The following is a 24,837-nucleotide window of genomic DNA, read 5'->3' on the forward strand; positions in this document are numbered from 1 at the left end:
GTCACGCCTTGGCGGCTTTCTTGATCCGCTCCAGCTGCATGTTGGCGAGGAAGGGCACCAGAGGATGCGTGCCCATCGCCACCATGGCGGGAACGTCCATTTTCGCCAGCGCCTCCGCCTGCTCGGGCGGAAGCTGACGCGCCGCGGCATAGGCGGCGGGGTTTTCCAGGAACGCGCGCCGCTCCGGGTCCTGATGCGCCAGCGCATGCAGCGCGCTCGTCAGCCCCACCAGCTCCGGCTTGATCGACGGATAGTGCGCCTCGCGCGTATCCTTCTGCTCGGAAAACCAGCCGAAGGACGCATAATTGTGGTGCCACGAGGGCTCCATGGACACGATGTCCGGCACCCGCTCGCCGAGCGCCCCCGCGCCGCAGGCCCAGCAGCGCAGCTCGATGTTGCCGGTGTCGTCCAGCTCCGCCTCGTCGAAGCCGATCAGCGACTTCAGCTTGCCCTTGGCGAGCGTATCGAACAGCGCCTGGTCCCACTTCAGCTCGGGATTGGAATAGCGGTCCGTGCCCGGAAAGTGCGACATGCCGCCGGAGCAGATGACCGCCGTCCTGAGGCCCATCGCCGTCACCGCCCGCGCCACCGCCTGGCCGAACTGGTAGCACCGCTCCATCGGCGGTTGCGGCGGCAGGTAGGCGTTGACGTAGATCGGCAGCACCGGCGCCGTCAGGCCGATGTGCGTCAGCGGGATGCCGATGGCGTAGTCGATCTTCGCCGTGGACGAGAAGGCCGGGTCGAAGCCCTGCTTGTAGAGCTCGCGCACCAGCTCGAGACCGATTTCGCCCGGCACCTGCCAGTGGAAGTCGCGCCCCGCGAACTGCCCCTTCGCCTCACCGCCGACGTGGATGGTGAAGGGGGGCGCCGCGTCGTGGAAGAACTGCTCGGCATGGTCGTTGGAGAAGATGATCCACAGGTCCGGGTCGAGAGCGCGCAGCTTCTCGCCAATCTTGGCCGCCACCTCGCGGACGCGGATCACAGTGTCCTTGTCCTCGGTGTCGGGCATGGTGAAGAACTGGGGCGCATGGGGCAGCATGGCCCCGCCGACGACGGTCGAATGCATGGCTTTCTCCGGCAGATGAGAGGGCGGTGCGAAAGGGTCGGCGCACCGCGAACCGCAATCCATGGATGAAGCCTAGCCGCGCCGCCGCATGTCCGTTAGACGATGTTTTGACAAAAAGTATCGCTGAAACGACAATCGCTCGATGCCCGCCAAGCGCCTGCCCTCGCCCGCCAACACCACCGCTCGCTGCCCCCGGCCGGACCACGCGGCGGACGGCTCCGCGCCGGACAACACGCCGGACCATGCGGCGCACGCGTCGCAGCCGCGCCGCGACGGCACATGGATGCGCCTCGAGGAGCCGGCCGCCGCCGCCCGCACCGCGCCCGGCGACCCGGCCGCCGCCGCGCCGCTCCTGGACCCGCCCGCGGAACGCCCCGTCGCCGCCTACGTGTTCGACCTGACGCGCGGCGGCGGACGCCCGGTCCACCAGCACGGGCGCGGCCAGTTCGTCTCTGTGGTGGAAGGGTCGATGGCGGTGTCGACGGACGAGGGCACCTACGTCGTCCCCGCCCACCGCGCGCTGTGGCTTCCCGCGGGCACGGCGCATCGCACCCGGCATCTGTCGTCCACGCGCCTGCGCACGCTCTATGTCGACGGGGCCGCAGGGGCAGCCCTCCCCGCCCACGTCGCCTATGTCCACATGACACCGCTCATCGGCGCGCTGATCGACGCGGTGGTGGCGCTCCCCGCCGCCTACCCGCTGGGCGGACCGGAGGAGCGCATGATCGCCGTCCTCATCGACCAGATCGCCGCCGCCGAGGGCGTGCCGCTGCGCCTGCCCCTTCCCCGCGCGCCGGAGCTGCAACGGCTGGCCGAGGCGATCATGGCCGGCGAGGCCGAGGCGAGCGTGGGCGAGATCGCCAGCGCGCTCGCCCTCTCGGTGCGCACGCTGGAACGGCGCTTCAAGGCGCAAACGGGGATGACCCTGCGCGACTACCGCACCCAGGCGCGCCTCTTCCGCGCGGTGCAGCTTCTGGCGGCGGGGCAATCCGTCACCCGCACGGCCGAGGCGGTGGGGTTCGAGAGCCCCAGCACCTTCATCGCCCTCTTCAAGGCGACGTTGGGGGAGACCCCTGGCGTTTATCTTCGCGCCCGCCAGAGCGCGGCCCAGACCGCGACCCAGGCCCGGACCGCGCGCCGAGGCGCATGACCGCCCGCCCCAGCTCGTTGTTGTTCTCAACGATCTTGGTGGCGAGGCGGATGAACTCCTCCTTCTCGCCATCGTCCAGCGGCGCGAGCAATTCGCTCTGCACGAACTTCAGCCGCACGTTGGCGCGCTCCACCAGGCCGCGCCCGGCGTCGGTGATCCTCAATTCGCGCATCCGCCTGTCCCGCTGCGACGGTTCGCGCGTCAGAAGGCCGAGCTTGTCCAGCCGCGCCACCACGTCCGCCCCGTTGGCGCGGTCGATCCCGAGTTCGGCCCCCAGCGCCGACTGGTCGATCCCCGGCCGCTCCAGCACCACCGTCAGCGCGCCGAGTTGCACCGGGGTCAGGTCCAGCCCCTCCATCTCGCGCAGGAAGATCGCCACCGAGATCTGATGCAGCCGCCGCACCAGGAAACCGGCGCGGCGCCACAGGGGCACGATGGGCCCGTCATCCGACATATGTTCCATCCCATCGTGGTCCGGGGCGGTCGTGAGGGTGGTCTCCCTCAACTCACTTCAGGCCGGTGAGCGCCTTGATGTTGCCCGAAAGGATCTTCTGCCGCACCTCGTCCGACACTTCCAGGCGGTCGATCACGGCCATCGTCTCACGGATGAACATGAACCCGTTTTCCGGATCGAACGGGCAGTCCGACGCGAAGACGATGTTGTCCGCGCCGAAGAAGTCGAGCCCGCAGCGGGTGCCCGAGTCCGAGCCGAACAGCGCCGTGTCGGCATAGAACCGCTTGAAATAGTCCACCGGCCGGTGCGGCATCGCCTCCAGCAGCGCCTCATAGTCCTCGTCGTCGGTGCGGCTGCCGAGCTGGTCCCAGCCGGGGCCGACGCGCCCTTCGAAGAACGGGATCATCGCCCCCATGTGGTGGGTGATGACCTTGAGGTTCGGCAGCTTGTCGAACATGCCGGAGAAGACCATGCGCGACATCGCGGCGCTGGTCTCGTAAGGCCAGCCGAAGGTCCACCAGATCTCGTATTTGGATTTGTCTTCCGACTTGTAGTCCGCGAAGCCCGGCCCGCGGCAGGGGTGCAGCCACACCGGCTTGTCGTGTTTCGCCACCGCCTCGAAGATCGGGAAGAAGGCCGCCTCGTCCAGCGGGCGGCCGTTCACGTTGGTGTGGATCTGCACACCCACCGCGCCCAGCTCGCCGATCGCCCGGTTCACCTCCGCCACCGCCGCCTCGGGGTTGTTCATCGGCAGCGACGCGGCGAAGGCGGGAAACTCGTCCGGGTACTTCGCCACCAGCTCGGCCAGGCCGTCGTTGCCGATGCGCGCCAGCTCCGGGCTGTCCTGCGGCGAGGCGACGAACTCCACCGGCGGCATCGAGTTGGTGAGGATCTGCTGATAATCCGCGAACGAGCCGACCATCTTGCGGCGCGCTTCGAGGTCCCACAGCGTCGGCAGGTTCAGCCAGCGCTTGATGCTGCCTTTGTTGGAGACGAGCTCCTGCATCCTGGCGAAGTAGGCCGGGGGGAAGAAGTGGGTGAAGGCGTCAAGATGCATCGGAAGCTCCAGCGGCAGTGGCCGCGACGTGAGGTGCGGCAGCGGCCGCGTCTGAAGATGGGTTGAGGGCAGCGCCCGCCGCGGCGATCGCGGCGACGATGGGCGCATAGCCGGTGCAGCGGCAGATCTGCCCGGCCAGCTCCTTGCGGATCGTCGCCGGGGCCGCCGCGCCGTGGCGGGCGATGATGTCGCGCGCGGAAATCATCATCGCCGGGGTGCAGAAGCCGCACTGCAGCGCGTGCTTGTCGTGGAACTGGCGGCGCAGCTCGGCCATCACCGGGTCGTCCACCAGCCCCTCGGCGGTGGTGACGGCGCGGCCCTCGCACATCGCGGCGAGCACGATGCAGGAGCGCGCAGGCTCCCCGTCGACGAGCACGGTGCAGGCGCCGCACGCCCCGTGCTCGCAGCCGACATGGGTGCCGGTCAGGCCATGCCCCTCGCGCACCAGGTCCGCGAGGCTGGTCCGGTCCTCGACGCGCTGGCTGACCGGCGCGCCGTTGAGGGTGAAACTGAGGTCGATCACGCGCAAACCTCCCGCGCGGCGTTGAGGATGGTGGCGAGGTGGCAGCGGGCGCGGTAGGCGTCCGCGTCGGGGTCGGCCATGGCGATGTCGGCCCGCGCCGCCGCCGCGACGTCGCCGCCCGACGCCACCGCCTCGGCGACGGACGGCAGCAGCACCGCGTGCGACCCCGTGGCGCCGAGGGCGGCGCGCACACCGTCCGGCCGCTTCACCACCACGGCGATGGATTCGGCGAACGCGCCGGTCTTCCTCGCGTGCTTGGCGTGGCCCCAGCGCGTCCCCTCCTGCAACACCGGCACGGTGATGGAGCGGATCAGCTCCCCCGGCTCCAGCACCGTGGAATAAGCCCCGTCGGCGAAGTCCTCCGCCGCCACCTGCCGCGCGCCGCCCGCCGACACGATGTCGTAGGTGGCCCCCAGCGCGATCAGCACCGGGCACCAGTCCGCGGCGGGGTCGGAGAGCGCCAGGCTGCCGCCGATCGTCCCGCGGTTGCGCACCGCGCGGTAGGCGATGCGCCCGGCCACACGCCGCATCAGCCCGCGCGACGGGTCCGGCACCTTGCCGTCCTCGATCATCGCGTGCGTCGTCGCCGCGCCGAACACCACCGCGCCGTCCGCCTCGCGCGCGCCGCACAGCTCGGGAATGCGGGTGACGTCCACCAGCGTCTCGGCCCCGGCGAGGCGCAGGCCGAGAAGCACCAGAAGCGACTGGCCGCCGGCGATGGGCATGGCGTCATCGTCGGCGCCCAGCCGGGACAGCGCGTCGGCAAGACCGTCCGGCCGGGCGAAGGCGAAGGGGGCGGGCCTCATCGTGCGCCCTCGCCATCTGCCGCCGCCACGGCGTCCGACACCCGGCGCGGCGTGAAGGGCGTCTCCAAAAACTGCGCGCGGCTCTGGCGGAACGCGTCGGCCAGCGCATTGCCCACCGCGGCAGGCGGGGCGATCGCGCCGCCCTCACCCATCCCCTTCACGCCGTATTCCGTCACCCTTGCGGGCGTCACCAGATGGCCGATGCGGATGTCCGGGATCTCGCTGGCGCACGGCACCATGTAGTCCCCGAAGGTCGTCGCCAGAGGCTGGCCCAGTTCGGGGTCGAACGGGATTTCCTCATAAAGCGCGGTGCCGATGCCCTGCGCCACGCCGCCGACGATCTGCCCGTCGACGATGAGCGGATTGATCACCGTGCCGCAGTCCTCCGCCACCACGTAGTCGAGAAGATCCACCGCCCCGGTCAGCGGCTCCACCGCCACGACCACAGCGTGGGCCCCATAAGAAAACACCCCGGCCGAATCCGCCGGCTCGTACGACACCGTCGTCTCCAGCAGCGCATCCTCGCCTTCCGGCAAAAATTCCGGCCGCAGCGTCGCCGCGCGGGCGACTTCCGCAAGGCTCACCGAGCCCGCGGGGCCGACGATCTCGCCCGCCTCGATGCGCACATCGTCCGCGCTCACCTGCAGCAGCGCCGCGCCGATGCGCCGCGCCTTCGCCGCCACCTCGCGGCACCCCTTGGCCACCGCGCCGCCGGAAAAGACGATGCTGCGCGACGCGAAGGTGCCGAACCCAAACGGCGTCGTCGCCGTGTCGCCGTAGCGCACGTTGATCGCGTCCGGGTGCAGCCCCAGCTCGGTCGCGGCGATCTGCGACAACGTCGTCTCCAGCCCCTGGCCGTGGTTCTGGATGCCCACCGCGATGTCCACCGTGCCATCGGGATGCATGCGCACATTGGCCGACTCGTGGCCCGGCACCACGCGCGCCTTGCGCTTCATCCATTCGGACGTGCCGTGCCCGCTCTGCTCGGTATAGACGGCGATGCCGAGGCCGATCACCCGCCCGTCCGCCTCGCCCGCCTTCTGCCGCGCGCGAACCTTGTCCACGCCGATCATCTCGCACGCCATATCCAGCGCCGCCGGATAATGGCCGGTGTCGAGCGACAGTCCGCCGACGGTCCTCATGGGCAGATCCGCTTCGGTGATGAGGTTGCGGCGGCGGATCTCGATCGGGTCCATGCCCAGCTCGGCCGCCAGTTCGTCCACCATTCGCTCGATGGCGAAGCACGCGCCCGGCCGCGCCACACCGCGGTACGGCCCCATCGGCGCCTTGTTGGTGGCGACGGTATAGGTCTGAAGGTTCAGCGCCCGCGCCTTGTACGGCCCCGTCAGGTTGCGCGCCGCCATGGAGGCTTCCATGAACGCCCCGGTCGGCCACAGCGCATAGGCACCGGCGTCGATATAGACGTCGCCCGACATGCCGATAATGGTGCCGTCCGCCTCCGCATGCAGCGCGATCTCGTAGGTGTGCTCGCGCGCGTGGAGCGAGGCGATGAGGTGCTCGCGCCGGTCCTCGATCCACCGCAGCGGCTGGCCCGTCTTCAGCGCCATGGCGCAAACGGCGATCTCTTCGGGCGTCAGCCGGTTCTTGCCGCCGAAGCCTCCGCCGACATCCGGCGCGATGACGCGGATCCTGTTCTCGGCCAGCCCCAGCACCTCGGCGAGCCCCCGCCGCATGACGTGCGCGCCCTGGGTCGACAGGTGAACGATCAGTTCGCCATAGCGCCGGTCATAGTGGGCGACGACGCCGCGCCCCTCCAAGGACACGGTCGCCTGGCGGTTCATCTTCAGCCGCCGCCGCACGACCACCGGGGCGGCGGCCAGCGCGTCCTGGTCACCGGCGATCACCGGGGCGGCGATGAAGGCGTTGTCGGCCCACGCCTCGTGCAGGCGCGGCGCGTCCGGGGCGAGGGCGGCCACCGCGTCGGTGACGGCGCCCAGCTCCTCGGTCTCCACCAGCACCTCTGCGGCGATGTCCTCCGCCTCGGCCCGCGTCGCGGCGATCACCGCCGCAACGGGCTGGCCGACGAAGCGCACTTTGTCTCCCGCCAGCGGCGGATAGAGCGAGGTGCGGAACTCGGCGATCTCCGGCCCGGCGACGAGGTCGTTCAGCGGCCCCAGATCGGCCAGCGTGAAGACGTCCGCGCCCTCCGGCTTCGTGACCCCGAGAAGCCGTCCGTGGGCGACGTCCGAGCGCACGAAGGCGACGTCCTTCAGGCCGGGGAGGCGCACGTCGGCGACGTAGCGGCCCGCGGCATAGAGGAAGCGCTCGTCCTCCTTGCGCTTCAGGCGCGCGCCGATCCAGCCCGGCGCGCCGTCAGAGGTGGGCGAGGCCATCGGACTATTCGACCGCGTTGGCGATCGCGAGGCTGTCGATCAGCGAGGACCGCTTCAGGAAGGCCCTGTGGCGCTCCGGGTCCTCCGCCGTGGCGCGCAGATTGTCGAGGTGGGCGCGGCGCTTTTCCGGATCACGCTCCTCCAGCGCCTTCTTGTTGGCGATCGACTGGGCCTGCACGAAGTCCACCTGCGCCTTGCGCCGCTGGCGGGTATAGCGGTCCAGCAGCGGATCCGCCTCGGCCCCGTCGAACCAGATCGCGCCGAGCTTCTCGGCCAGATTCACCGCGTCGTGGATGCCGCCGTTCATGCCCATCCCGCCGATGGGATTGTTGACGTGGGCGCTGTCCCCCGCCAGCAGCACGCGGCCCTTGTTGAAGGTCTCCGCCACGCGCTGATGCACCTTGTAGAGCGCGTGATAGGCGATCTCGTAGGGCGTATCCTTCGGGTGAAGGCGTTGCAGCCGCTCCTGCACACCGGCCTCGGAGACCGCCGTCTCGTCCGGCTCCTCCGGCGGCACGGGGAAGATGCCGCGCCACACGCCGATCTCGTCGTCGCCCTTCACCTTGAAGAGGTTCAGCCACTCGTCCGGGTCGGAGAAATAGTTGCGGGTGCAATAGCCCGCCTCGGCCTTCAGGAAGTCGAAGGGCGTGCCGATCTTGATGAAGCGTTCGCCCCAGGTGAAGCCCTCGAACTCGATCCCGGCGAGCTTCCTCACCGTGGACGATGCGCCGTCGGTGCCGATCACGTAGGAGGCGCGCATCGTCTCCGTCTCCCCGGCGGCGTTCGCCAGGGTCAGCATCACGTGGTCGCCCTTCTGGTCGATGCCGGTGAGGCGGGTGGAGAAGCGCACGTCCGCGTCGTCGTCCGCCATCTTCTTCACGGCGGCACGGACGAGCTTGTACTGCTCCCACTGGAGGACGAACGGGTAGTCCACCTCCCCTTCCAGCATCGAGATGTCGAAGCAGGCGACGAGTTCGCCCGTCTGGCGCTCGCGGAAATGGAACAGCGGCGACAGGAGGCCGGTCTCCCACGCGTCGTCCTTCAGGCCGAGGTCGGCCAGCATTTCGACGGTGGGCGGGTGAACGGTGGCGGCGCGCTGGTCGATGACCGGCCCGGCCTCCGCTTCGATGAGGGTGACGGGGATGCCCTTCTTGGCGAGCGCCAGTGTCATCACGGCGCCGACGGGTCCTGCCCCGACGACGACGATGCGGTCCTTCACAGTCACGGTAACTCCGTATCCGGCTATGCGCGGCGAGCGGCGCTCACGGTGAGCGGGGCCGCGTCTCTATTTCGTCAGTGTACTGATGAATTGGCCGACTGCAATCGCGGATCGGCCATGCATTTACGGACGAAGCGGCGATCAACGCGCTATATCGCACATTTTTCGGCATTATTCGGACACACCGGCGCTCATCCGTGCAAAAATTGATCAGAGTGCCCGAAATTTGAATGTCCAAACTTTGATCTTGCTCAATTTTCCGCCGTTGACGGCCTCAGATTAGTTTGTACACTGACGGATATCGACGGGCCGCACCCCGCACAGCAATCCGCCAGCCGACCAGACCCAGGCGACCCCGCGGACCACACCCCGCATCCACACCGCGAAACGCCGGAGATTCCACGCATCATGACGCGCCGCGACCCTTCCCAGCCGATCAAAGTCGCCGTCGCCGGCCTCGGCGCCGTCGGCATGACCGTCGTGCGCGCCATCGCCAGCGGGGACCTGCCGGGCTTCACCCTCGCCGCCGTCTCCGCGCGCGACACCGAAGCCGCCGCCAAGCGCCTCGACGCGCTTGCAGTATCGGTGCCGGTCGTGCCGATCGACGCGCTGGAGCCCTACGCCGACCTCGTCGTCGAAGCCGCGCCCTCCGAGCTCGTCCCGGCCATCGTCACACCATTCCTCAAGGCCGGAAAATCCGCGCTCGTCATCTCCGTCGGCGCGCTTCTCGCCCACGAAGACCTCATCGCCGTGGCGCGTGAGCATGGCGGCCAGATCGTCGTTCCCACCGGCGCGCTCCTGGGGCTCGACGCGGTCACCGCCGCCGCCGAAGGCACCATCCATTCCGTCACCATGGTGACGCGCAAGCCGCCGCGCGGCCTCAAGGGCGCGCCCTACCTGACCGACAACGCCATCTCGGTCGACGATCTGACCGAGGCCAAGCTCGTCTTCAGCGGCACCGCGCGCGAGGCGGCCAAGGGTTTCCCCGCCAACGTCAACGTCGCCGCCGCGCTCGGCCTCGCCGGGATCGGCGCCGACAGGACCACCATCGAGATCTGGGCCGACCCGGCGGTCACCCGCAACACGCACACGATCTCGGTGGATTCCGACAGCGCCAGCTTCACCCTCGCGATCCAGAACATCCCGTCCGAGAATCCCAAGACCGGACGCATCACGCCGCTCTCCATGCTGGCGGCCCTGCGCAAGATGACGGCGCCCATCCGCGTCGGCACCTGACGCCGCGCGGCGACGCCGCCATCCCGGCCACGACCTTCCACCTCCCCCGCCCCTCCCGACCCGAGGAACTCACGATGGACTTGAAGGCCCTCACCGCCCGCTTCGCCGGGCCGCTCACCGCGATCGCCGCCACGGCGAGCTTCGCCGCGCCCGCCGCCGCAATCACCGTCACGGTGGACGCCAGCGCCGTGCCCGTCTTCGTCGCCGCCGACCGCGGCTTCTTCGGTGACCTCGATGTCGAGGTGTCCCAGGTCGGTTACGCCCAGGTGCAGGCGCTCCTCATCGCCGGCGAGACCGATATCGGCTGGTTCTCCCCCATCGAGGCGGTCCAGTTCGTCACCGAAGGCTCGGACTTCAAGTACTTCTCCACCGCCGGCGCGCAGAACATGTACAACGGCGTCGTCGTGCGCGCGTCCGAAGGCGAAACGTACAACGACATCACCGACCTGAAGGGCAAGCGCCTCGGCATTCCGGGCTACGGCACCGGCACCTGGGCAAGCTTCGTCTCCTTCATGAAGGCCTACTACGACATCGACGATCCGCAGGCCGAATTCGAAGTCGTCACCGCCAGCTCCGGCGCCCTCCTCGCCCTCGTCGAGCGTGAGCAGGTCGACGGCGCGCTGCTCTTCTCCGGCTCCTCCGCCGCCGCCCGGTCGATGGACACGTTCAAAACCATCTTCTCCTTCACCGAGGCGATGCAGGAGAACACCGGCCAGCCGCTCGTCATCACCGGCTCCATCGCCACCACCCCGTGGCTGGAAGAGCACGCCGAAGAGGCCGCCCAGTTCGTCGCCGGACTGGACGCCGCGGTCGAATGGATCATGGCCAACACCGACGCCTTTTCCGAAGGCGGCGAGTACGCCCACCTCGCCGAAGGCGCCGGCTGGCTCTCCTCCCCGGACACCACGTCCACCGTTCAGGGCCTCATCAAAGAGGGCAAGTGGTACCTGACCTCCGCCACCTACACCCAGGACTGGATCGACGCGATCCACGGCCTGGTCGTCGCCGGCGGCACGCTCGAAACCGTCCCGGCCGCAGAGGACGTCTTCCTCGCCCCCGGCACGCTCTCCACGCCCGAGTAACCCCCTTACAAGGCTTGGATTTGTGAGCACGTCCGCCGTCCCCACCGACGCCGCCGCGCAGCCGGCACGCCCCGCAAGGCGTGCCCTCCTGCCGCAGAACCCGCGCGCGCGAAACCTCACCCTCAACGCGCTGCCCGTCCTCGGACTCGTCGCCGTCTGGTGGTTCGTCACGGCCTTCGTGCTCGTCCAGCCGCGGCTCTATCCGACACCCCTCGCCGTCGCCGGCGAACTCGTGCGCATCCTCTCCGGCGACGGTCCCCTCGGCTCCACCTACGTCCACGCCGCGGCCACCTTCTCGCGGCTCCTGGTCGCCTGGTCCGGCGCCTTCGTCATCGGCACCGTCCTCGGCGTCATCGGCGGGCGCAACCGCTGGTTCTTCGACTTCTGCGCCAACCCGGTGTGGATCGCGATGGCCGTCCCCTCGGTGGTCTGGGTCTACATCTTCCTGGTGCTGTTCGGGATCGACAATCTCGTCCCCATCACCGCGCTCCTGGTGCTCCTCACCGCGCCGGTCTTCCTCGGCACCGCCGAGGGCGTGCGCGCCGTCTCGCCCGACATGATCGAGATGTGCGACAGCTACAAGATCGGCCCCATCCGCCGCCTCTTCCACTTCTACCTGCCGTCGATCGCGCCCTACCTCGTCGCCAATGCGCGCGTCTCCTTCGCGCTCGGCATCCGCATCGTCATCATCGCCGAGGTGATCGGCCTGCCCAACGGCGTGGGCCTCCTCGTCGGCTACTGGTCCGACTCGCTCTACATGGCGCCGCTGGTCGCCTGGGGCATCATCCTCATGCTCGTCGGCGTCGCCGTCGACCACCTCGTCTTCGTGCCGCTTCAGCGCCGCATCCGTCAGGAGACGGTCGGCTGACCCGCCGGCCTCCCTCTTTCACACGTTAGGCCGACCATGACCGTCAAAGTGTCGCTCAGAGACCTTCACCTCGCGTTCCCGGGCCGGGACGGTGCGGGCGACAAGGTGATCTACGAAAACCTCAACCTCGACATCGACGAGGGGAGCTTCACCGTGCTCCTCGGCCCGTCGGGCTGCGGCAAGTCCACCCTCCTCAACATCACCAACGGGCTGTTGAAGCCCACCTCCGCGTCCGGCATCATCGTCGACGGCAACGACCTGCGCGACCAGCCGGAGATGAGCCGCAAGATGGCCTACGTCTTCCAGGGCGCGCGGCTGCTGCGGTGGAAGACGCTGGCCCAGAACGCCGAATTCGGCCTCGCCGGGCTCAACGTTCAACCGAAGGAGAAGTGGCAGGGGCTGATGGAGAAATACTTCTCCGCCGTCGGCCTCAAGGACTACATGAACCACTACCCGCACCAGGTGTCGGGCGGCATGCAGCAGCGCGCGTCCATCGTGCGGGCCTGGGTCAACGAGCCGGAAATCCTGCTCATGGACGAACCCTTCAGCCATCTCGACGAGATCACCGCCGCCACCATGCGGCGCATCCTCATCGACCTGTGGCGCCAGGACGAGACGCGCCGCACCATCATCTTCGTCACCCACGACATCGCCGAGGCCGCGCAGATGGCGTCCGACATCGTCATGCTGACGCCGGCCCCCTCCTCCATCTGCTACCGCCGCAAGGTCGACATGCCCTGGCCGCGCGCGATGGAATCGGACGAGGTGATCGACCTGGAGAAAGAGCTGCGCCGCGCCTTCTCCGAAAAGGCCGGGATCCGCTTCTGATGACGGCCTCGATGCGCCTCAAGGAATATTCCGCGCAGCTCGCCTCGCTGGTGCTGATCATCCTCGGATGGGAGATCGCCGCCCAGACGATGAACACCAACGCGCTGCCGCCGGCCTCCACCGTGTTCGCCACCCTCGGCGGCCTCGTGGCGGACGGCGACGCGTTCGGCCCGCTCTTCTCCACGCTCCTGCGCACCGTGCTCGGCTTTGCCCTCGGCTTCCTCCTCGGCACCGCCTACGGCATATTCGCCGCCACCTTCAAAACCTTCGACGAGCTGACGAAGTGGCTGATCCAAATCGCCATCTTCACGCCCACGCTCATCCTCATCTTCCTCTTCCTGGTGGCGATCGGGCGGACCAACTTCACCGTCATCATCCTCATCGCCCTCGTGGTGATGCCGATGATCGGCACCTATATCCGCGACGCGCTGAAGGACTTCGACCCGGACCTCGAAGGGATGGCCGTCTCCTACAAGGTGCCGCTCCACCAGCGGGTGACGGGCATGTACCTGCCCTTCCTCATCCCGCCGATGCTGGCGGCCGGGCGCATCGGCTTCACGCTGTCCTGGAAGGTCGCGTTCCTGGCCGAGATCTTCGGCTTTCCCAACGGCCTCGGCTGGCAGGTGCGCCAGACCTACCAGATCTACAACGTCGCCGGACTGCTGGCGTGGCTGTGCCTCTTCATCATCACGCTCATCGCCATCGAGCAGTTGATGCGCTTCGTCGAGCGCCGCGTCGTCACATGGTAGGGAAAACCGCCCCCGGCGGGGCGCCCGTCCGCCCCGCCCCCTCGACCCGGACGGCCCCAGGTGGTCAAAGTCCCCCCGGACCGTGAGGCGCCGCGCCGCCCGGTCCTGAAACTGAAGGCAAGTGGGATCGGGCGACTGGGATCGGGATGGCGACCTTCTACATTCACGCCGGCTACGGGAAATGCGGCTCCACGGCGATCCAGCGGTGGCTGCAAAATGCCGGCGCCTCGCTGCGCAAGGACGGCGCCTTCAACTGCGGCACCGGCCTGCAGCACTGCCCTGAGGCCCCCTTCGGCACCGTGCCCGAGATGATCCGCGCCATCCGCACCGACCCGGACGCCGCCGCGCGCGACATCGGCGCAGCGCTCGCCGCCGCGGGCGAGCGCCACTCCATCGTCATCTGGTCCTGCGAGGCGCTGCAGCTTCGCCACCGCCTGCTCGCCCCCATCATCGCCGAGCTGATGACCCGGCACGAGGTCAAGGTCGTCCTCTATCTGCGCAACCATGTGGCGTGGCTGCTGTCGGCCTATGCGCAATGGGGCATCAAGCACCCGACCTCGCGCCACAAGACCGCGCCCCACGCCGTCAGCTTCGCCGAGTTCGTGGAATCGCGGCGGCAGGACCTCGACTATGCCGGCGCCATCGCCGGGTGGGAGCGCACCGGCGCCACCGTCCTCCCCCGCTCCTACGACGCCGCGCCGGATGTGGTGGACGACTTCATCGCCCTCGCCGGCCTCTCCGGCTCCAGCGACGGCGGGCGCGCCAACCCGCCGATGCAGCCCACCACTCTTGCGCTCTTGAAGGGCATCCAGAGCGTGCGCAAGGCCCCCGTCGGCATCGCCAGCTTCGAGAAGATGCTGCGCCGCTCAGCGCTCAGCCCCGGCGCCATCGAGACCACCTCGCTGGACCTCCTTCCCGAAGCGGACGTCGACCTCGCCGCCCTCCACGCCTCGTTCCAGGGCGAGCGCGACGCCTTGCGCACCCGCTACGGCCTCGACCTGACGGACAGCGCCCCGCGCAACCCCCTCACCCGCCCCTCCGGCACCAACGACGACGTCGTCGCCGTCCTCTCCCTCATCTGCCAGACCCTGCACGAGCGCGTGGAAACCCTGGAGGCCCGCCTCGCCACTCTGGAGGCCGAGCGCAAGGCCGCCCCCACCGCCGAAGATTGACGCCGCCCACATCCGCCCCTCCCGGCCGCCGCCACCATCCGGTCCGCCCCGCCCCCGGCCCGCGCCCCGGCGGGTTCCGGTGGGGTGAGAGGCGGCCGCGTCGGGGTGCGCTTGAACCGGCCGGCTCTTTGGCGCATGTCAACCGCGCCGGGCCGTCGTCCGGCGGCTTGAAAGGTGTCCCCTTGCCCGCACCCCTGTCAGACGCCCCGTCCGCAGCAATGCCCGCCGACGCACGTCGTGACTTCGTCGCCCTGGTCGAAGCGGCGCTGGCCAAAAGCGTGCGGCGCATCGCCTTCGCCGATTTCGCCCGCGCGGGCCGCGAGATGGGCGTCCTCACCCCGCAGGAAATCACTGCCTGCCAGCGTGGCTCCAAGCTGCCGGACTGGACCCTCGCCGCCCTCGGCCCCGCCCAGGACGTCACCACGGCGGACGGTCTCGCCCGAACCGACAGCATCCGCGAGCCCTTCGGCCCCGACAGCCCACCCGCTCACGCCGTCATCGCCCCTGCCGCCATCGCCCCCGCCATGACTGCCCCCGCAGCGGCCGTCGCAGCGCCGCCTGTCGCATCGACCACCGCCGCAGCGCCGCCCGTAGCGCCCGCGGACGCGGCGCCTGACACCGCGCCTCCCGCCGCCGCCACGGCGCCCGCCGCAGCCTCTCGCGCTCTCCCCCGACCCGCCGTCGCCTCCCACGGCGGACCGCTGCGCCTTTCGGTCCACAACCACAACCGCCTCGCTTTGGCGGGCGATGCCGTCGTCCCCGCCCTCTCCAACCCGCGGGCACACTGGCTCATCCCCCGCGTGCGCGCCGCGGAGGGCGTGCCGCACCTCACCGGCCACACCATCGACGCCGTGGTGGAAGGCGGCCCGCTCTTCTCCCACTTCCTGTTCGACGCTGTCCCCAAACTCCTCGCCCTGCGTCAGCGGCTCGACCCCGCCCGCGCGGACCACATCCTCTTCACCTCCCTGCGCAGCCCGTTCCACACCGAAACGCTGGAGCGCCTCGGCATCGACCCCGCCCGCTGCCTCACGCGCGAGGAACATGGGGCCCTCTTCGACGTCGAGCGCGTCACATGGGTTCGCCCGCTGCGGCGCGGCGGCAAGACGTCCGCCGGGCTCTACGAGGCGGTGCGCACCCTGTTCGGGGCCGACACGGCGACAGGCGGCCCCCGCCGCATCTACATTTCGCGCGGCAAGGCCAAACGCCGCCGCCTCCTCAACGAGGCCGACATGCTTCCCGCCCTCGCCCGCCACGGCTACGAGGTGGTCAATTTCGAGGATCACGGCGTTGCCGGCGCGGCGCGGCTTCTCGCCGGGGCCGAGCATATCGTCGGCCTCCACGGGGCGGGCTTCGCCAACATGGTCTTCGCGCCGGCCACCTGCCGCGTCACCGAACTCCACGGCCCCCACTGCAGCGCCGAATATCGCGATATCGCCGCAATCCGCGGCATGCCCTACGACCGGCTGGACTGCGGCCGAGGCGGGCACGACTTCGCCGGCGACAGCTTCGCCATGAGCTACAGCGACGTCACCGTCGACCCCGCGGCCTTCGCCGCCCTGCTGCTGCCCTGACACGCTCCCGGCCCAGCGCGGCCCGTGAGGCGGAAGAACACGCCGGCGCCACGACCGCCGACGGGGCACCGGCCATTCGGACCCCGCCCGCCCCGCGCAGAGCCGAGCCCGTCGCCCCTCAACGCCCCACTCTCCGGCGCAGACGAGGCCCGATATCACGTCCCGATGCGTCGCAAGACGGGCTCAGCCGGCCGGCATCCACCCCGTGCGCGTGACGTGCGCGATATCGGCCCGGCCATGGCGCTCCGCCTGCCGCGCCGCCGCCTCGTGGTCGTAGGGAACGGTGCGCAGCTCCACCCGCCAGCGCCCGCCGCGCCGCTCCAGCAGCGCATAGCGCGCATCGGGCGAGCCGGCCTCCATCACATGCGGCGCCGGCTCGTCGTCCGCATAGCCCGGCATTCCGACGCTGCCGGGATTGACCACCAGCACACCGTCCACCATGACCGCGCGCGCCACATGGGTGTGGCCGCACAGGACCAGCCCCGCATCGCCGATGCCCTTCAGACGACCGCGGATCGCGTCGCGCCCGGCAAGGCGCGTGCGGCCGGCACTCACGTCCTCCAACAAATAGGTGGTGTCGCCGCCGGTCGGACTGCCGTGACAGGCGAAGATCGCCCCGCCGTCCAGCACCAGCGTCGCCGGCAATGCGGCCATCCAGGCCAGATGAGCCGGCGTCAGCGCCGCGCGGGCGACGACGTCGGACGCGCCCTGTCCGCCCGCCAGAACCTGCCGCTCATGGTTGCCGGCAAGGGTCGCCGCGGCGAGCGCCATCTGCACGTCGGCCGCGCCCGCCGGATCATAAGGGCCCGACACCAGGTCGCCGAGATTGACCACGAGATCGGGCGCCGCGGCGGCGATGTCGGCCAGCACCGCGTCGAGGGCGATCAGATTTCCATGAACATCGGCAAGGACGGCGACACGCATGGGCGAAGCATAGAACCCGTCGCGAAGGCGGCAAAGAGGCAAACGAGCGTTTCGCGCCCCCGGCGACGGACCTCACCGCGTGGTGCGCGATGGCGCCGCCCCCTCAGCCTCTCCCTCAGCCGCCGGCCGGGGCTGCGGCGCGCGCGGCCTGCCTCAGTGGACGAGGCCGTAGAGGAGGTCGCCCTTGGTCAGCGCCGCCGAACCGGGGCCGTCCTGCGGCGCGTCGCCCGCATCTTCGGACAGAAGGTTCTGCTCCGACACGTAGGCGACGGACTCGACGCCGTTGTCGTCCACCCTCAAGCGGTAAAAGGGCTGGTCCCGGTGCGGGCGACGGTCCTTGGGGATCGCCTGGTACCACTCTTCCGTATCGGCAAAGACCGGATCCACGTCGACCACCATGCCCACGAAGTCATAATGACGGTGGCGCACCAACTGGCCGATGTTGAACTTGGCTTCTTTGACGATGATCATGACACACACACCCATTCTTGACCGCGTACGCAGCCGCAGAAACTCGGACCACTTGAAGAAACGGGCGGGACTGCAGACAACCCACGCTGTCAATCACCGCGCCCGTCGGAAGAAGTGCCGAGAGGCGGACCCGGTTCATCCCCGCCACTCCACGATGCAAGCCTCGGAACAGCCACGCCGGCCGGCCCGCCGCCCTCAGGCGATGCGGACCTTTGCGCTCCGTTCGTCCTCGAAGGCGATCGTGACGACACAGCGATAGCCTTCGTCGCTCCAGGACCGCTCTATCTCGATTTCCGGCCGACCGGCAATGGCGCGCATCAATCGCGACCCTCCCCCTTCCTGAAGATCCCCAGCCGGTTGAATGCCGGGCTCCCTCCAATCGACGCAAAGGCGCACGAAATCGCCCTCCGTCTCGCCGCTGAGGGTGATGGCCACCGTCCCGTCGTGGGCCAGCGCGCCATGCTTGGCCGCGTTGGTGGCCAGTTCGTGGATCACCATCGAGACGTCGATCGCCAGCCCCGGCGGAAGCGGCACACGGCAGCTTCCGGTGATGGCGATGACCTGCTCCTCCTGGTCGAAGGGCCGCGTCTGCACGCGGATCAGCTCGGCGAGGTCCACCGCCGCATCGCGCCGGCTGACGTTGATGTCGTGCGCCAGCGCCAGAGCGCGCACCCGGCGCATCAGCCTGTCCGCTACCTCGGGCGGCATCGGCGCGTCCCGCAAGGTCAGGCGGATCACCGATTGCACGGTGGCGAGCGTGTTCTTCACCCGGTGCTGAAGCTCGTCCACCAGAATGCGGCGCTGCCGATCCGCCGCGTCGCGCCGCAGCGCCGCCGCCAGCACGTTGGCCGCCGACTGCAGGAACGCCGCATCGCGCTTGCTGAAGGTGCGGCGGCGGCGCGAATGCACGCCGATCACCCCGAACGGCTCTTCCGGCGCGCCGACGATGACGCTCATCCCGCTCACGATGCCCTCGTCCGTCAACAGACGGGGCTTGTCGAACCGCGCATCGGTGGCGAGGTCGGTGACGACGACCGCTTCCTGCACCGACAAGGTGTAGCCGGCCTGACTGCCGCGCCCGCCCTCCACGATTGTGCCGAGCGCGGCCGAAAAGCCGAACTTGGCCACCAGCTCCAGCGTATTGGAGGCAGGTACAACCTTGATGAACTTGGCGTATTCACACTTCAGCAGCGTCGCCAGGCGCTCCGGCAGTTCGGCGATCATCGCCTCCGGCGGCATCCCCGCCAGACTGCGCCCTCCGAGGCGCGCCACATAGGCGTGCTGCTCGGCCCTCTGCTCGGCCACCGCTTGGGCGTGGGTCAGAGCCGAAATGTCGCGCGCGACGGCGATCACCCGCTTCGTCTCGCCGCTGCGCGACAGGACGGGGGCGGCCGAAAGGAGCACGTCGAAACTGCCGCCGGGGCCGACATAGCGGGCCTGCATGTCCTGCGCGACGCGGCCGGTCCGCCAGGCTTCGGCGGAGGGAAGCTCGTCCGGCCGCAGCTCGCGCCCATCCTTCAGCAGCATATAGGGGCCGACCGGAGAGCGTGGCGGGCCGAACTGCGAACCGAGGCCGAGCATCTTCTGGCCGTAGGCGTTGAGGTGGACGCGCTGGGAGAAGGGCGCATCGGAAATGGCGATGGAGATGGGCGCCAGGTCGAGCACGGTCTGAAGCGCGGCGAGCTCGGCCTCCAGCGCCGTGTTCATCGCGTCCATTCTGTCGTGCGCCTGCTTGAAGGCCGTCACCTCGACGAAGACGGCGACGATGCCGTCCACTTCGTGCGAGGCCGCATGGTAGCGGCTGAGCCGCATCAGGAAGGTGGACCCGTCGGCGTGGAGGCGAACCTCACGCTCCGATGCAGGGCCGCCCGCCATGACCTTGGCCGTCTCCTCCACCAGGTCGAGCCCGGCGATATGCGAAACGACGTGGCAGATGGGCCGGCCGACATCCTCATCGGTGAGCGCCATCAGGCGCTGCATCGGCGGGGTGAAGCAGCGCACGCGGGCCGCACCGTCGAGGAAGAGGATGGCGACGTCGGTGGCGGCGAGGGATTCGGCGACGCCGGGCATGTTGAGCGCCGCCTTCTGCAGCGCCTCGACCCCGCCGATGAGCGAGGAGGTGATCATCTCGCGCCCCTCCGCCTGGAGCGCCGCTTCGGCGGCAGGGTCCGCCGCGACGGCCGACGATGTGGCGGACGGGGCGTTGTCCTGGGTCAGGCCCGGAAGCACCGGGGCGAGACTGTCGCCGCCGGCCTCCGCCACGCCTGCGCCGATGCCGACGTCCACGGAGCCGGGCGCTGCGGCCCCGTCATGACGGGGATCGCCCATCACGACGGAGGGTGCAGCCGTGCTGGCCCCGGCCGCCCCGTAGGAGGCGGGGGCAAAAGCGTCGCCGGCGGTCTCGTCCGTCATGCAAATGTCGGCAGGGCCGGCGTGGACGCTCAGCGCATCCGCCCCCGCGATCTCGTCCTCGGCGGCGGCCGCAGCCGCTCCGCCGTCTTCCGGGGGCGCCTCCAATAGAACGAGGTGACGCAGGCTCTCCCCGGCACCGCCGCCCACCGGGCGCAGGACGATCCGCACCGGCCGCGCCACGCCGCCCTCACCCCGGATCGCCGCCGTCCGTGCGATCGGCACGGCGGGGTTGGCGTCCTTCTCGACCCACAGCTCGGCCGCGGCGTGCGCCAGATCCGGGTGGAGGATGTCCGCCAACGACGCCTCGGCGCCCTCGACGGGAACAACCATGAGGCCGGACAAGGGGCCGCCCGTGTGAAGCACGCGGCCTTCAGCATCGACCAGGGCGAACGCCGGCCCCAACTCGTTCACGATGATGCTGTGAATATGTTCGACCAGCGCGCGCGGTGTGCGCTCTCCGTCCACCGTCATCGACATGCGATCCGCTCTCCTCCCCCACCTATGCGGGCTTGATATGCGGTCGGTGGCTGGTCGAAACCGCGCGCAAAATCGCACCTCGCCCCCAGCACGGCCGAGTTTGAGGGCCACAATTTTTGGCTTAGCACCAATGCGATTGTCAACTCGGCCGATGGACCATAAGAGCGCCTGCCTGACCCCTTTTCCGGCCGCAGACGCGGCCCATCCGCCACACGGCCGCCCGATTTGACAGTTCGACCACGCGCGATATCCCCAGCCCTCTCGCTTTCGGCGCGCGGTGCTCCATCTTCCTGCCGTGCTCCATCTCCTTCAGGTCATGGGGCTTCGCGCGCCGGCGTGGCGGACGGCGCGGGTCATGATCCCGATCCGGCATGCATCCTGCTGCCCGATCTGTCATATATCTGTCGCGAACGCCGCCACTGAGGTCCGTGGAGCTGATGTCTCTGAGTTGGTTCAATATGGTCGCCCCGAACGGGAATCCCCATGTCTGACGACACACGCAGTATGTCCGACGACACATGCAGTTCATCGTCTGACGACAGGAGCAGTCCATCCGGCCTGCCGCGCGTTCTCATCGTCGAGGACGAAATGTTCATCGCACTCGAATTGTCGATGATCGTCGAAGATGCAGGGTTCGAGCCGGTCGGCCCCGCGGGCGACCCGGAGGCTGCCCTCGCCATCCTCGCCAGCGATACGCCCCATGCCGCCATCTTGGACATCAATCTCGGCCCCGGCGTCACCTCCGCCCCTGTGGCCGAGGCGCTGGCGGCCCGCGGCGTGCCGTTCATCTATCTGTCCGGCTACAACGCCAGCTTCGTGTCCGACAACATGCCCGCCGCGCCGCTGATGCCCAAACCCGTCGACCCGGCCGCCATCGTCTCCACCGTGCGCAGCGCCCTTCTCGCCACCGCCAGCGACGCCTGAACCGCGCAGCAGAGCGCCCGTGCCGGACCCGCCCGGCGCTCTCGGCCGGCTGCGCTCCCCGCATAATCGGCGCCTCACCGCTTTATCGCCGGACACGGGCGGGACTATGCTGCGCCCGACCTGCCGACGAGAGACCCGATGCCCGCCCCCACCAGCGACCACAAGACCACCCACGACGCCGCCGACGACCCGCGCAACGAGACGATCCTCATCTACGTCAACGGCGTGCTGAAGCCGAAGGCCGAGGCTACCGTCTCGGTCTACGATTCCGGCTTCATGCTGGGCGACGGCATGTGGGAAGGGATGCGCCTGCACAACGGCAAATGGGCCTTCTTCGGCGACCACATGGACCGCCTCTTCGAAAGCTGCAAAGCCGTCTCCCTCGACATCGGCATGACGCGCGAGGAGATCGCCGCCGCCCTCGCCATGACCGCCGACGCCAACGGCATGACGAACGACGTCCACTGCCGCCTGATGGTCACCCGCGGCACCAAGGTCCGCCCCTTCCAGCACCCGTCCTTGTCGCGCTCCGGCCCCACCGTGGTCATCATCATGGAGCACTCGGTGCCGACCGCCGGCAGCGGACGCGGCATCCGCCTCGCCACCGTGCCCCAGGTGCGCGGCCTGCCGATGAGCCAGGACGCGAAATACAACTCCCACTCCAAGCTCAACTGCATCCTCGCCTGCCTCCAGGCCGAAGAGGCCGGCGCCGACGAGGGGCTGATGCTCGACCCCTTCGGCTTCGTGAACACCACCAACGCCTGCAACTTCTTCATCGTCAGGAAGGGCGCCGTGTGGACCTCCACCGGCGACTACTGCATGAACGGCGTCACCCGCCAGAAGGTGATCGACCTCTGCCGCGACAACGCCATCCCCGTGTTCGAGCGGAACTATTCCCTGTTCGACACCTACGGCGCGGACGAAGCCTTCCTCACCGGCACCCACGGCGGCCAGACCCCCGTCGCGATGATCGACGGCAAACCGATCGGGACGCGCCCCGGCGGCGGCGGCCCTGTGCTGGACCGCATCCGCGCCCTCTACAAAGACCTCGTCGCCCGCGACACGGCCTGAGCCCGCCGCCCCGCCCATGCGCAGCTTCATCGCCGACACCCTCGCCCTCGTCGTCTTCTTCACCATCGTCGGCGCCCTCAACGAACACTTCATCGCCGGGATGACGTGGGCGGAGGTCGCCCGCTCACGCACCATCGGCGCCCCCTTGATGGTGCTCACCGCGCGGCCCTACGGCCTGTGGCGCGACGCGCTCGTCGCCCGCCTCGCCCCGCCGGTGCCGCGCGTCGCCGCCGACGCCCTCGCCCTCCTCCTCTTCCAGGTGCCGATCTATGTCGCCATCCTGTGGGTCAGCGGGGCCAGCGCGGCCGGTCTCGCGCAAGGCGCCGCGGGGTTCGCCGTCCTCATGTTCGTCGTCGGCCGCCCCTACGGCCTGTGGCTCGACTTCGTGCGCGCCCGCTTCGGCCTCACACCCGGCGGCATGAAACCCATGACGCTCGGCGACTGAGCACAGGGCGGCCGCGTCACGCCGGACGAAATCGTCTGGCGAAATGTTGACACGGCCCCGCCCCGCGCCACAGTGACATCAAACGCCCGCCGCTCCACGACGGCGGGTCGACACAAAACGGGGAAGGACACGACCATGACGGGTGCCGCGACACGCGACCCTCTCGGCGACGGGGCCGCGCCGCCCGCGCTCGAAGCCTGGCTTCAAACCAACGTCGCCGGCTACCAGGGCCCGGCCACGCTGGACAAGATCGCCGGCGGCCAATCCAACCCCACCTTCCGCGCCGTCGCCCCGTCCGGGCGCTACGTCATCCGCCGCAAACCGCTCGGCGAAACGCTGCCCTCCGCCCACGCCGTCGACCGCGAGTTCCGCGTCCTCTCCGCCCTCGCCTCCACCGACGTGCCCGTCCCCCCCGTCCACGCCTTGTGCGAGGATCCCGAAGTCGCCGGGCAGATGTTCTACGTGATGGACATGGTGCCCGGCCGCGTCTTCTGGGACCCGCGCCTCACCAACCTCACCGGGCCGGAGCGCGAAGGCATCTTCGCCTCCATGAACGAGACCATCGCCGCCATCCACCGGCTCGAACCCGCCGCCGTGGGGCTCGACGATTTCGGCAAGCACGGCGGCTATCTGGAGCGGCAGATCAACCGGTGGACGCGCCAATATCGCGCGTCGGAGACCGAGACGATCCCCGCCATGGAGCGGCTCATCGGCTGGCTCCCCGCCAACAAGCCCGCCGAAGGCCCCACCCGCCTCGTCCACGGCGACTACCGGCTCGACAACGTGCTGATCCATCCCACCGAGCCTCGCATCGTCGCCGTGCTGGACTGGGAGCTCTCCACCCTCGGCGACCCGCGCGCCGACTTCGCCTACCACGCGATGACCTGGCGCTTCGCCCCGGACCTCTTCCGCGGGCTGGAGGGGGCCGACCTTGCCGCCCTCTCCATCCCCTCCGAGGCCGACTACGTGGCCCGCTACGCCGAGGCCTCCGGCTTCGACCCGCGCGCCGACTGGACCTTCTTCCTGGCCCTCTCCATGTTCCGCATCGCCGCGATCGTGCAAGGGATCGCCAAGCGCGCGCTGGACGGCACCGCCGCCAATGCCGACGCCGCCGAGGTGGGCGCCAAGTGCCGCCCCATCGCCGAGCGCGCCTGCCGCATCATCGACGGCGAAGGCTGAGCCGCCATGCAGATCGAAGGATGCCGCGCCCTCGTCACCGGCGGTGCCGCCGGCATCGGCCGCGCCCTCGCCGAAGCGCTCGCCGCCGCCGGCGCCCACGTCGTCGTCACCGACATCGACGGCGACGGCGCCGCCCGCGTCGCCGCCGCCATCGGCGGCCGCGGCGCTGCGCTCGACGTCACCGACCCCGCCGCGATGGAAGCCCTCGTGGACACCGTGGAGGCCGAGGACGGGCCCATCGGCCTCATGGTCTCCAACGCCGGCATCGCCACCGGCTTCAACGCCTACGACAACGCCGCCGGGCCGGACGACGCCACGTGGCAAAAGGCGTGGGAGGTCAACGTTCTCGCCCACATCCGCGCGGCGCGCATCATGGTGCCGCGCATGAAGGCGCGCGGCGGCGGCCACTTCCTGCACACCATCTCCGCCGCGGGCCTCCTCAGCCAGATCGGCAGCGCGGTCTATTCCACCACCAAGCACGCCGCCGTGGGGTTCGCCGAAAACCTCGCCATCACCCACCGCGACGACGGCATCCGCGTCACCATCCTGTGCCCGCAAGGCGTGGATACGGCGATGCTGGCGGCCATCGGCGGCGGCGCGGAATCGGCGGACGGGGTGCTGACGTCGGCCGATGTCGCCGCCGCCGCGCTCGCCGGCCTCAGGGAGGACCGCTTCCTCGTCCTTCCCCACGCCGAGGTCGCCGGCTACATGGCGCGAAAGGCGGCCGACTATGAACGGTGGATCGGTGGTATGGCGAAGTTCCAACGGACCCTGCGCCGAAGCTGACCACGAGGCTGTG

Annotated in this window: 23 protein-coding genes; 13 read left to right on the forward strand and 10 right to left on the reverse strand. The window is 69.7% G+C overall.

Translation table 11 applies throughout. The features are described 5' to 3' along the window. Position 1: 1 nt before the first annotated feature. The gene (locus BIX52_RS03795; RefSeq protein WP_075219616.1) at positions 2 to 1,066 is read right to left on the reverse strand and encodes a DODA-type extradiol aromatic ring-opening family dioxygenase; all 1,065 of its coding nucleotides are present in this window, start codon (positions 1,064 to 1,066) and stop codon (positions 2 to 4) included. Between the two features lie 142 nt (positions 1,067 to 1,208). Between BIX52_RS03795 and BIX52_RS03800 the strand changes: the two genes are divergently transcribed. Beyond that, positions 1,209 to 2,216, forward strand: coding sequence for a helix-turn-helix domain-containing protein (locus BIX52_RS03800; RefSeq protein WP_075219617.1), 1,008 nt, complete (start codon positions 1,209 to 1,211; stop codon positions 2,214 to 2,216). Here BIX52_RS03800 and BIX52_RS03805 read toward each other — a convergent pair. The 6 genes from BIX52_RS03805 to BIX52_RS03830 are packed head-to-tail and all read right to left on the reverse strand — an operon-like array spanning position 2,116 to position 8,635. Next, entirely contained in the window at positions 2,116 to 2,670 is a 555-nt protein-coding gene (locus BIX52_RS03805; protein WP_157956192.1) for a MarR family winged helix-turn-helix transcriptional regulator, read from the reverse strand. The two genes, BIX52_RS03800 and BIX52_RS03805, sit on opposite strands and share 101 nt — an antisense overlap. Before the next feature lie 52 nt (positions 2,671 to 2,722). Beyond that, on the reverse strand, positions 2,723 to 3,727 hold the full coding sequence (locus BIX52_RS03810) for an amidohydrolase family protein (RefSeq protein ID WP_075219619.1): 1,005 nt from the start codon (positions 3,725 to 3,727) through the stop codon (positions 2,723 to 2,725). After that, positions 3,717 to 4,250 (reverse strand): (2Fe-2S)-binding protein, encoded by a 534-nt coding sequence (locus tag BIX52_RS03815; RefSeq protein ID WP_205647685.1) that lies wholly within the window; start codon positions 4,248 to 4,250, stop codon positions 3,717 to 3,719. The genes BIX52_RS03810 and BIX52_RS03815 overlap by 11 nt, the downstream gene beginning before the upstream one ends. Further along, positions 4,247 to 5,056: an FAD binding domain-containing protein gene (locus BIX52_RS03820; RefSeq protein ID WP_075219620.1), complete on the reverse strand. Its 810-nt coding sequence runs from the start codon at positions 5,054 to 5,056 to the stop codon at positions 4,247 to 4,249. Before BIX52_RS03820 ends, BIX52_RS03815 begins: the two co-directional genes overlap by 4 nt. Further along, entirely contained in the window at positions 5,053 to 7,410 is a 2,358-nt protein-coding gene (locus BIX52_RS03825; protein ID WP_075219621.1) for a xanthine dehydrogenase family protein molybdopterin-binding subunit, read from the reverse strand. Before BIX52_RS03825 ends, BIX52_RS03820 begins: the two co-directional genes overlap by 4 nt. A gap of 4 nt (positions 7,411 to 7,414) precedes the next feature. After that, entirely contained in the window at positions 7,415 to 8,635 is a 1,221-nt protein-coding gene (locus BIX52_RS03830) for an FAD-dependent oxidoreductase (RefSeq protein WP_108676397.1), read from the reverse strand. A 402-nt stretch (positions 8,636 to 9,037) separates the two neighbouring features. On the opposite strand from BIX52_RS03830, the gene BIX52_RS03835 reads away from it, so the two are divergent. From BIX52_RS03835 to BIX52_RS22745, 7 genes are all read left to right on the forward strand, one after another. Next, on the forward strand, positions 9,038 to 9,865 hold the full coding sequence (locus tag BIX52_RS03835) for an aspartate dehydrogenase (protein ID WP_075219623.1): 828 nt from the start codon (positions 9,038 to 9,040) through the stop codon (positions 9,863 to 9,865). A 74-nt stretch (positions 9,866 to 9,939) separates the two neighbouring features. Further along, positions 9,940 to 10,947, forward strand: coding sequence for an ABC transporter substrate-binding protein (locus BIX52_RS03840; protein ID WP_075219624.1), 1,008 nt, complete (start codon positions 9,940 to 9,942; stop codon positions 10,945 to 10,947). A 22-nt stretch (positions 10,948 to 10,969) separates the two neighbouring features. Next, positions 10,970 to 11,815: an ABC transporter permease gene (locus BIX52_RS03845; RefSeq protein WP_075219625.1), complete on the forward strand. Its 846-nt coding sequence runs from the start codon at positions 10,970 to 10,972 to the stop codon at positions 11,813 to 11,815. 36 nt (positions 11,816 to 11,851) lie between these two features. Continuing rightward, positions 11,852 to 12,643: an ABC transporter ATP-binding protein gene (locus tag BIX52_RS03850; RefSeq protein WP_075219626.1), complete on the forward strand. Its 792-nt coding sequence runs from the start codon at positions 11,852 to 11,854 to the stop codon at positions 12,641 to 12,643. Then, on the forward strand, positions 12,643 to 13,392 hold the full coding sequence (locus tag BIX52_RS03855) for an ABC transporter permease (protein WP_075219627.1): 750 nt from the start codon (positions 12,643 to 12,645) through the stop codon (positions 13,390 to 13,392). Before BIX52_RS03850 ends, BIX52_RS03855 begins: the two co-directional genes overlap by 1 nt. Positions 13,393 to 13,538: 146 nt before the next feature. Beyond that, complete coding sequence (locus BIX52_RS22740; RefSeq protein ID WP_075219628.1) at positions 13,539 to 14,564, forward strand: hypothetical protein; 1,026 nt, start codon at positions 13,539 to 13,541, stop codon at positions 14,562 to 14,564. Positions 14,565 to 14,746: 182 nt separating this feature from the next. Beyond that, positions 14,747 to 16,135: a glycosyltransferase family 61 protein gene (locus BIX52_RS22745; RefSeq protein WP_139312710.1), complete on the forward strand. Its 1,389-nt coding sequence runs from the start codon at positions 14,747 to 14,749 to the stop codon at positions 16,133 to 16,135. Between the two features lie 183 nt (positions 16,136 to 16,318). On the opposite strand, the gene BIX52_RS03870 is transcribed toward BIX52_RS22745, so the two are convergent. From BIX52_RS03870 to BIX52_RS03880, 3 genes are all read right to left on the reverse strand, one after another. Then, a complete protein-coding gene (locus tag BIX52_RS03870; RefSeq protein WP_075219630.1) occupies positions 16,319 to 17,059 on the reverse strand; it encodes a metallophosphoesterase family protein in 741 nt (246 codons plus the stop codon). Between the two features lie 153 nt (positions 17,060 to 17,212). After that, entirely contained in the window at positions 17,213 to 17,530 is a 318-nt protein-coding gene (gene hspQ / locus BIX52_RS03875) for a heat shock protein HspQ (RefSeq protein WP_075219631.1), read from the reverse strand. A gap of 195 nt (positions 17,531 to 17,725) precedes the next feature. Next, the gene (locus tag BIX52_RS03880) at positions 17,726 to 20,419 is read right to left on the reverse strand and encodes an HWE histidine kinase domain-containing protein (protein WP_075219632.1); all 2,694 of its coding nucleotides are present in this window, start codon (positions 20,417 to 20,419) and stop codon (positions 17,726 to 17,728) included. Between the two features lie 483 nt (positions 20,420 to 20,902). On the opposite strand from BIX52_RS03880, the gene BIX52_RS03885 reads away from it, so the two are divergent. The 5 genes from BIX52_RS03885 to BIX52_RS03905 all read left to right on the forward strand — a co-directional run bounded on the left by BIX52_RS03885 (position 20,903) and on the right by BIX52_RS03905 (position 24,824). After that, entirely contained in the window at positions 20,903 to 21,343 is a 441-nt protein-coding gene (locus BIX52_RS03885) for a response regulator (protein ID WP_083659990.1), read from the forward strand. Between the two features lie 138 nt (positions 21,344 to 21,481). Beyond that, entirely contained in the window at positions 21,482 to 22,414 is a 933-nt protein-coding gene (locus tag BIX52_RS03890; protein ID WP_075219634.1) for an aminotransferase class IV, read from the forward strand. Positions 22,415 to 22,430: 16 nt separating this feature from the next. Further along, positions 22,431 to 22,859 carry an L-alanine exporter AlaE gene (gene alaE / locus BIX52_RS03895; RefSeq protein WP_075219635.1) on the forward strand — a complete coding sequence of 143 codons (429 nt, stop codon included), beginning with the start codon at positions 22,431 to 22,433 and terminating at the stop codon, positions 22,857 to 22,859. Between the two features lie 135 nt (positions 22,860 to 22,994). Beyond that, complete coding sequence (locus tag BIX52_RS03900; RefSeq protein ID WP_108676398.1) at positions 22,995 to 24,038, forward strand: phosphotransferase family protein; 1,044 nt, start codon at positions 22,995 to 22,997, stop codon at positions 24,036 to 24,038. Positions 24,039 to 24,044: 6 nt separating this feature from the next. Then, on the forward strand, positions 24,045 to 24,824 hold the full coding sequence (locus BIX52_RS03905) for an SDR family oxidoreductase (RefSeq protein ID WP_075219636.1): 780 nt from the start codon (positions 24,045 to 24,047) through the stop codon (positions 24,822 to 24,824). Positions 24,825 to 24,837 lie beyond the last annotated feature (13 nt).

This window comes from Acuticoccus yangtzensis (genome assembly GCF_001927245.1).
Lineage (GTDB): Bacteria > Pseudomonadota > Alphaproteobacteria > Rhizobiales > Amorphaceae > Acuticoccus > Acuticoccus yangtzensis.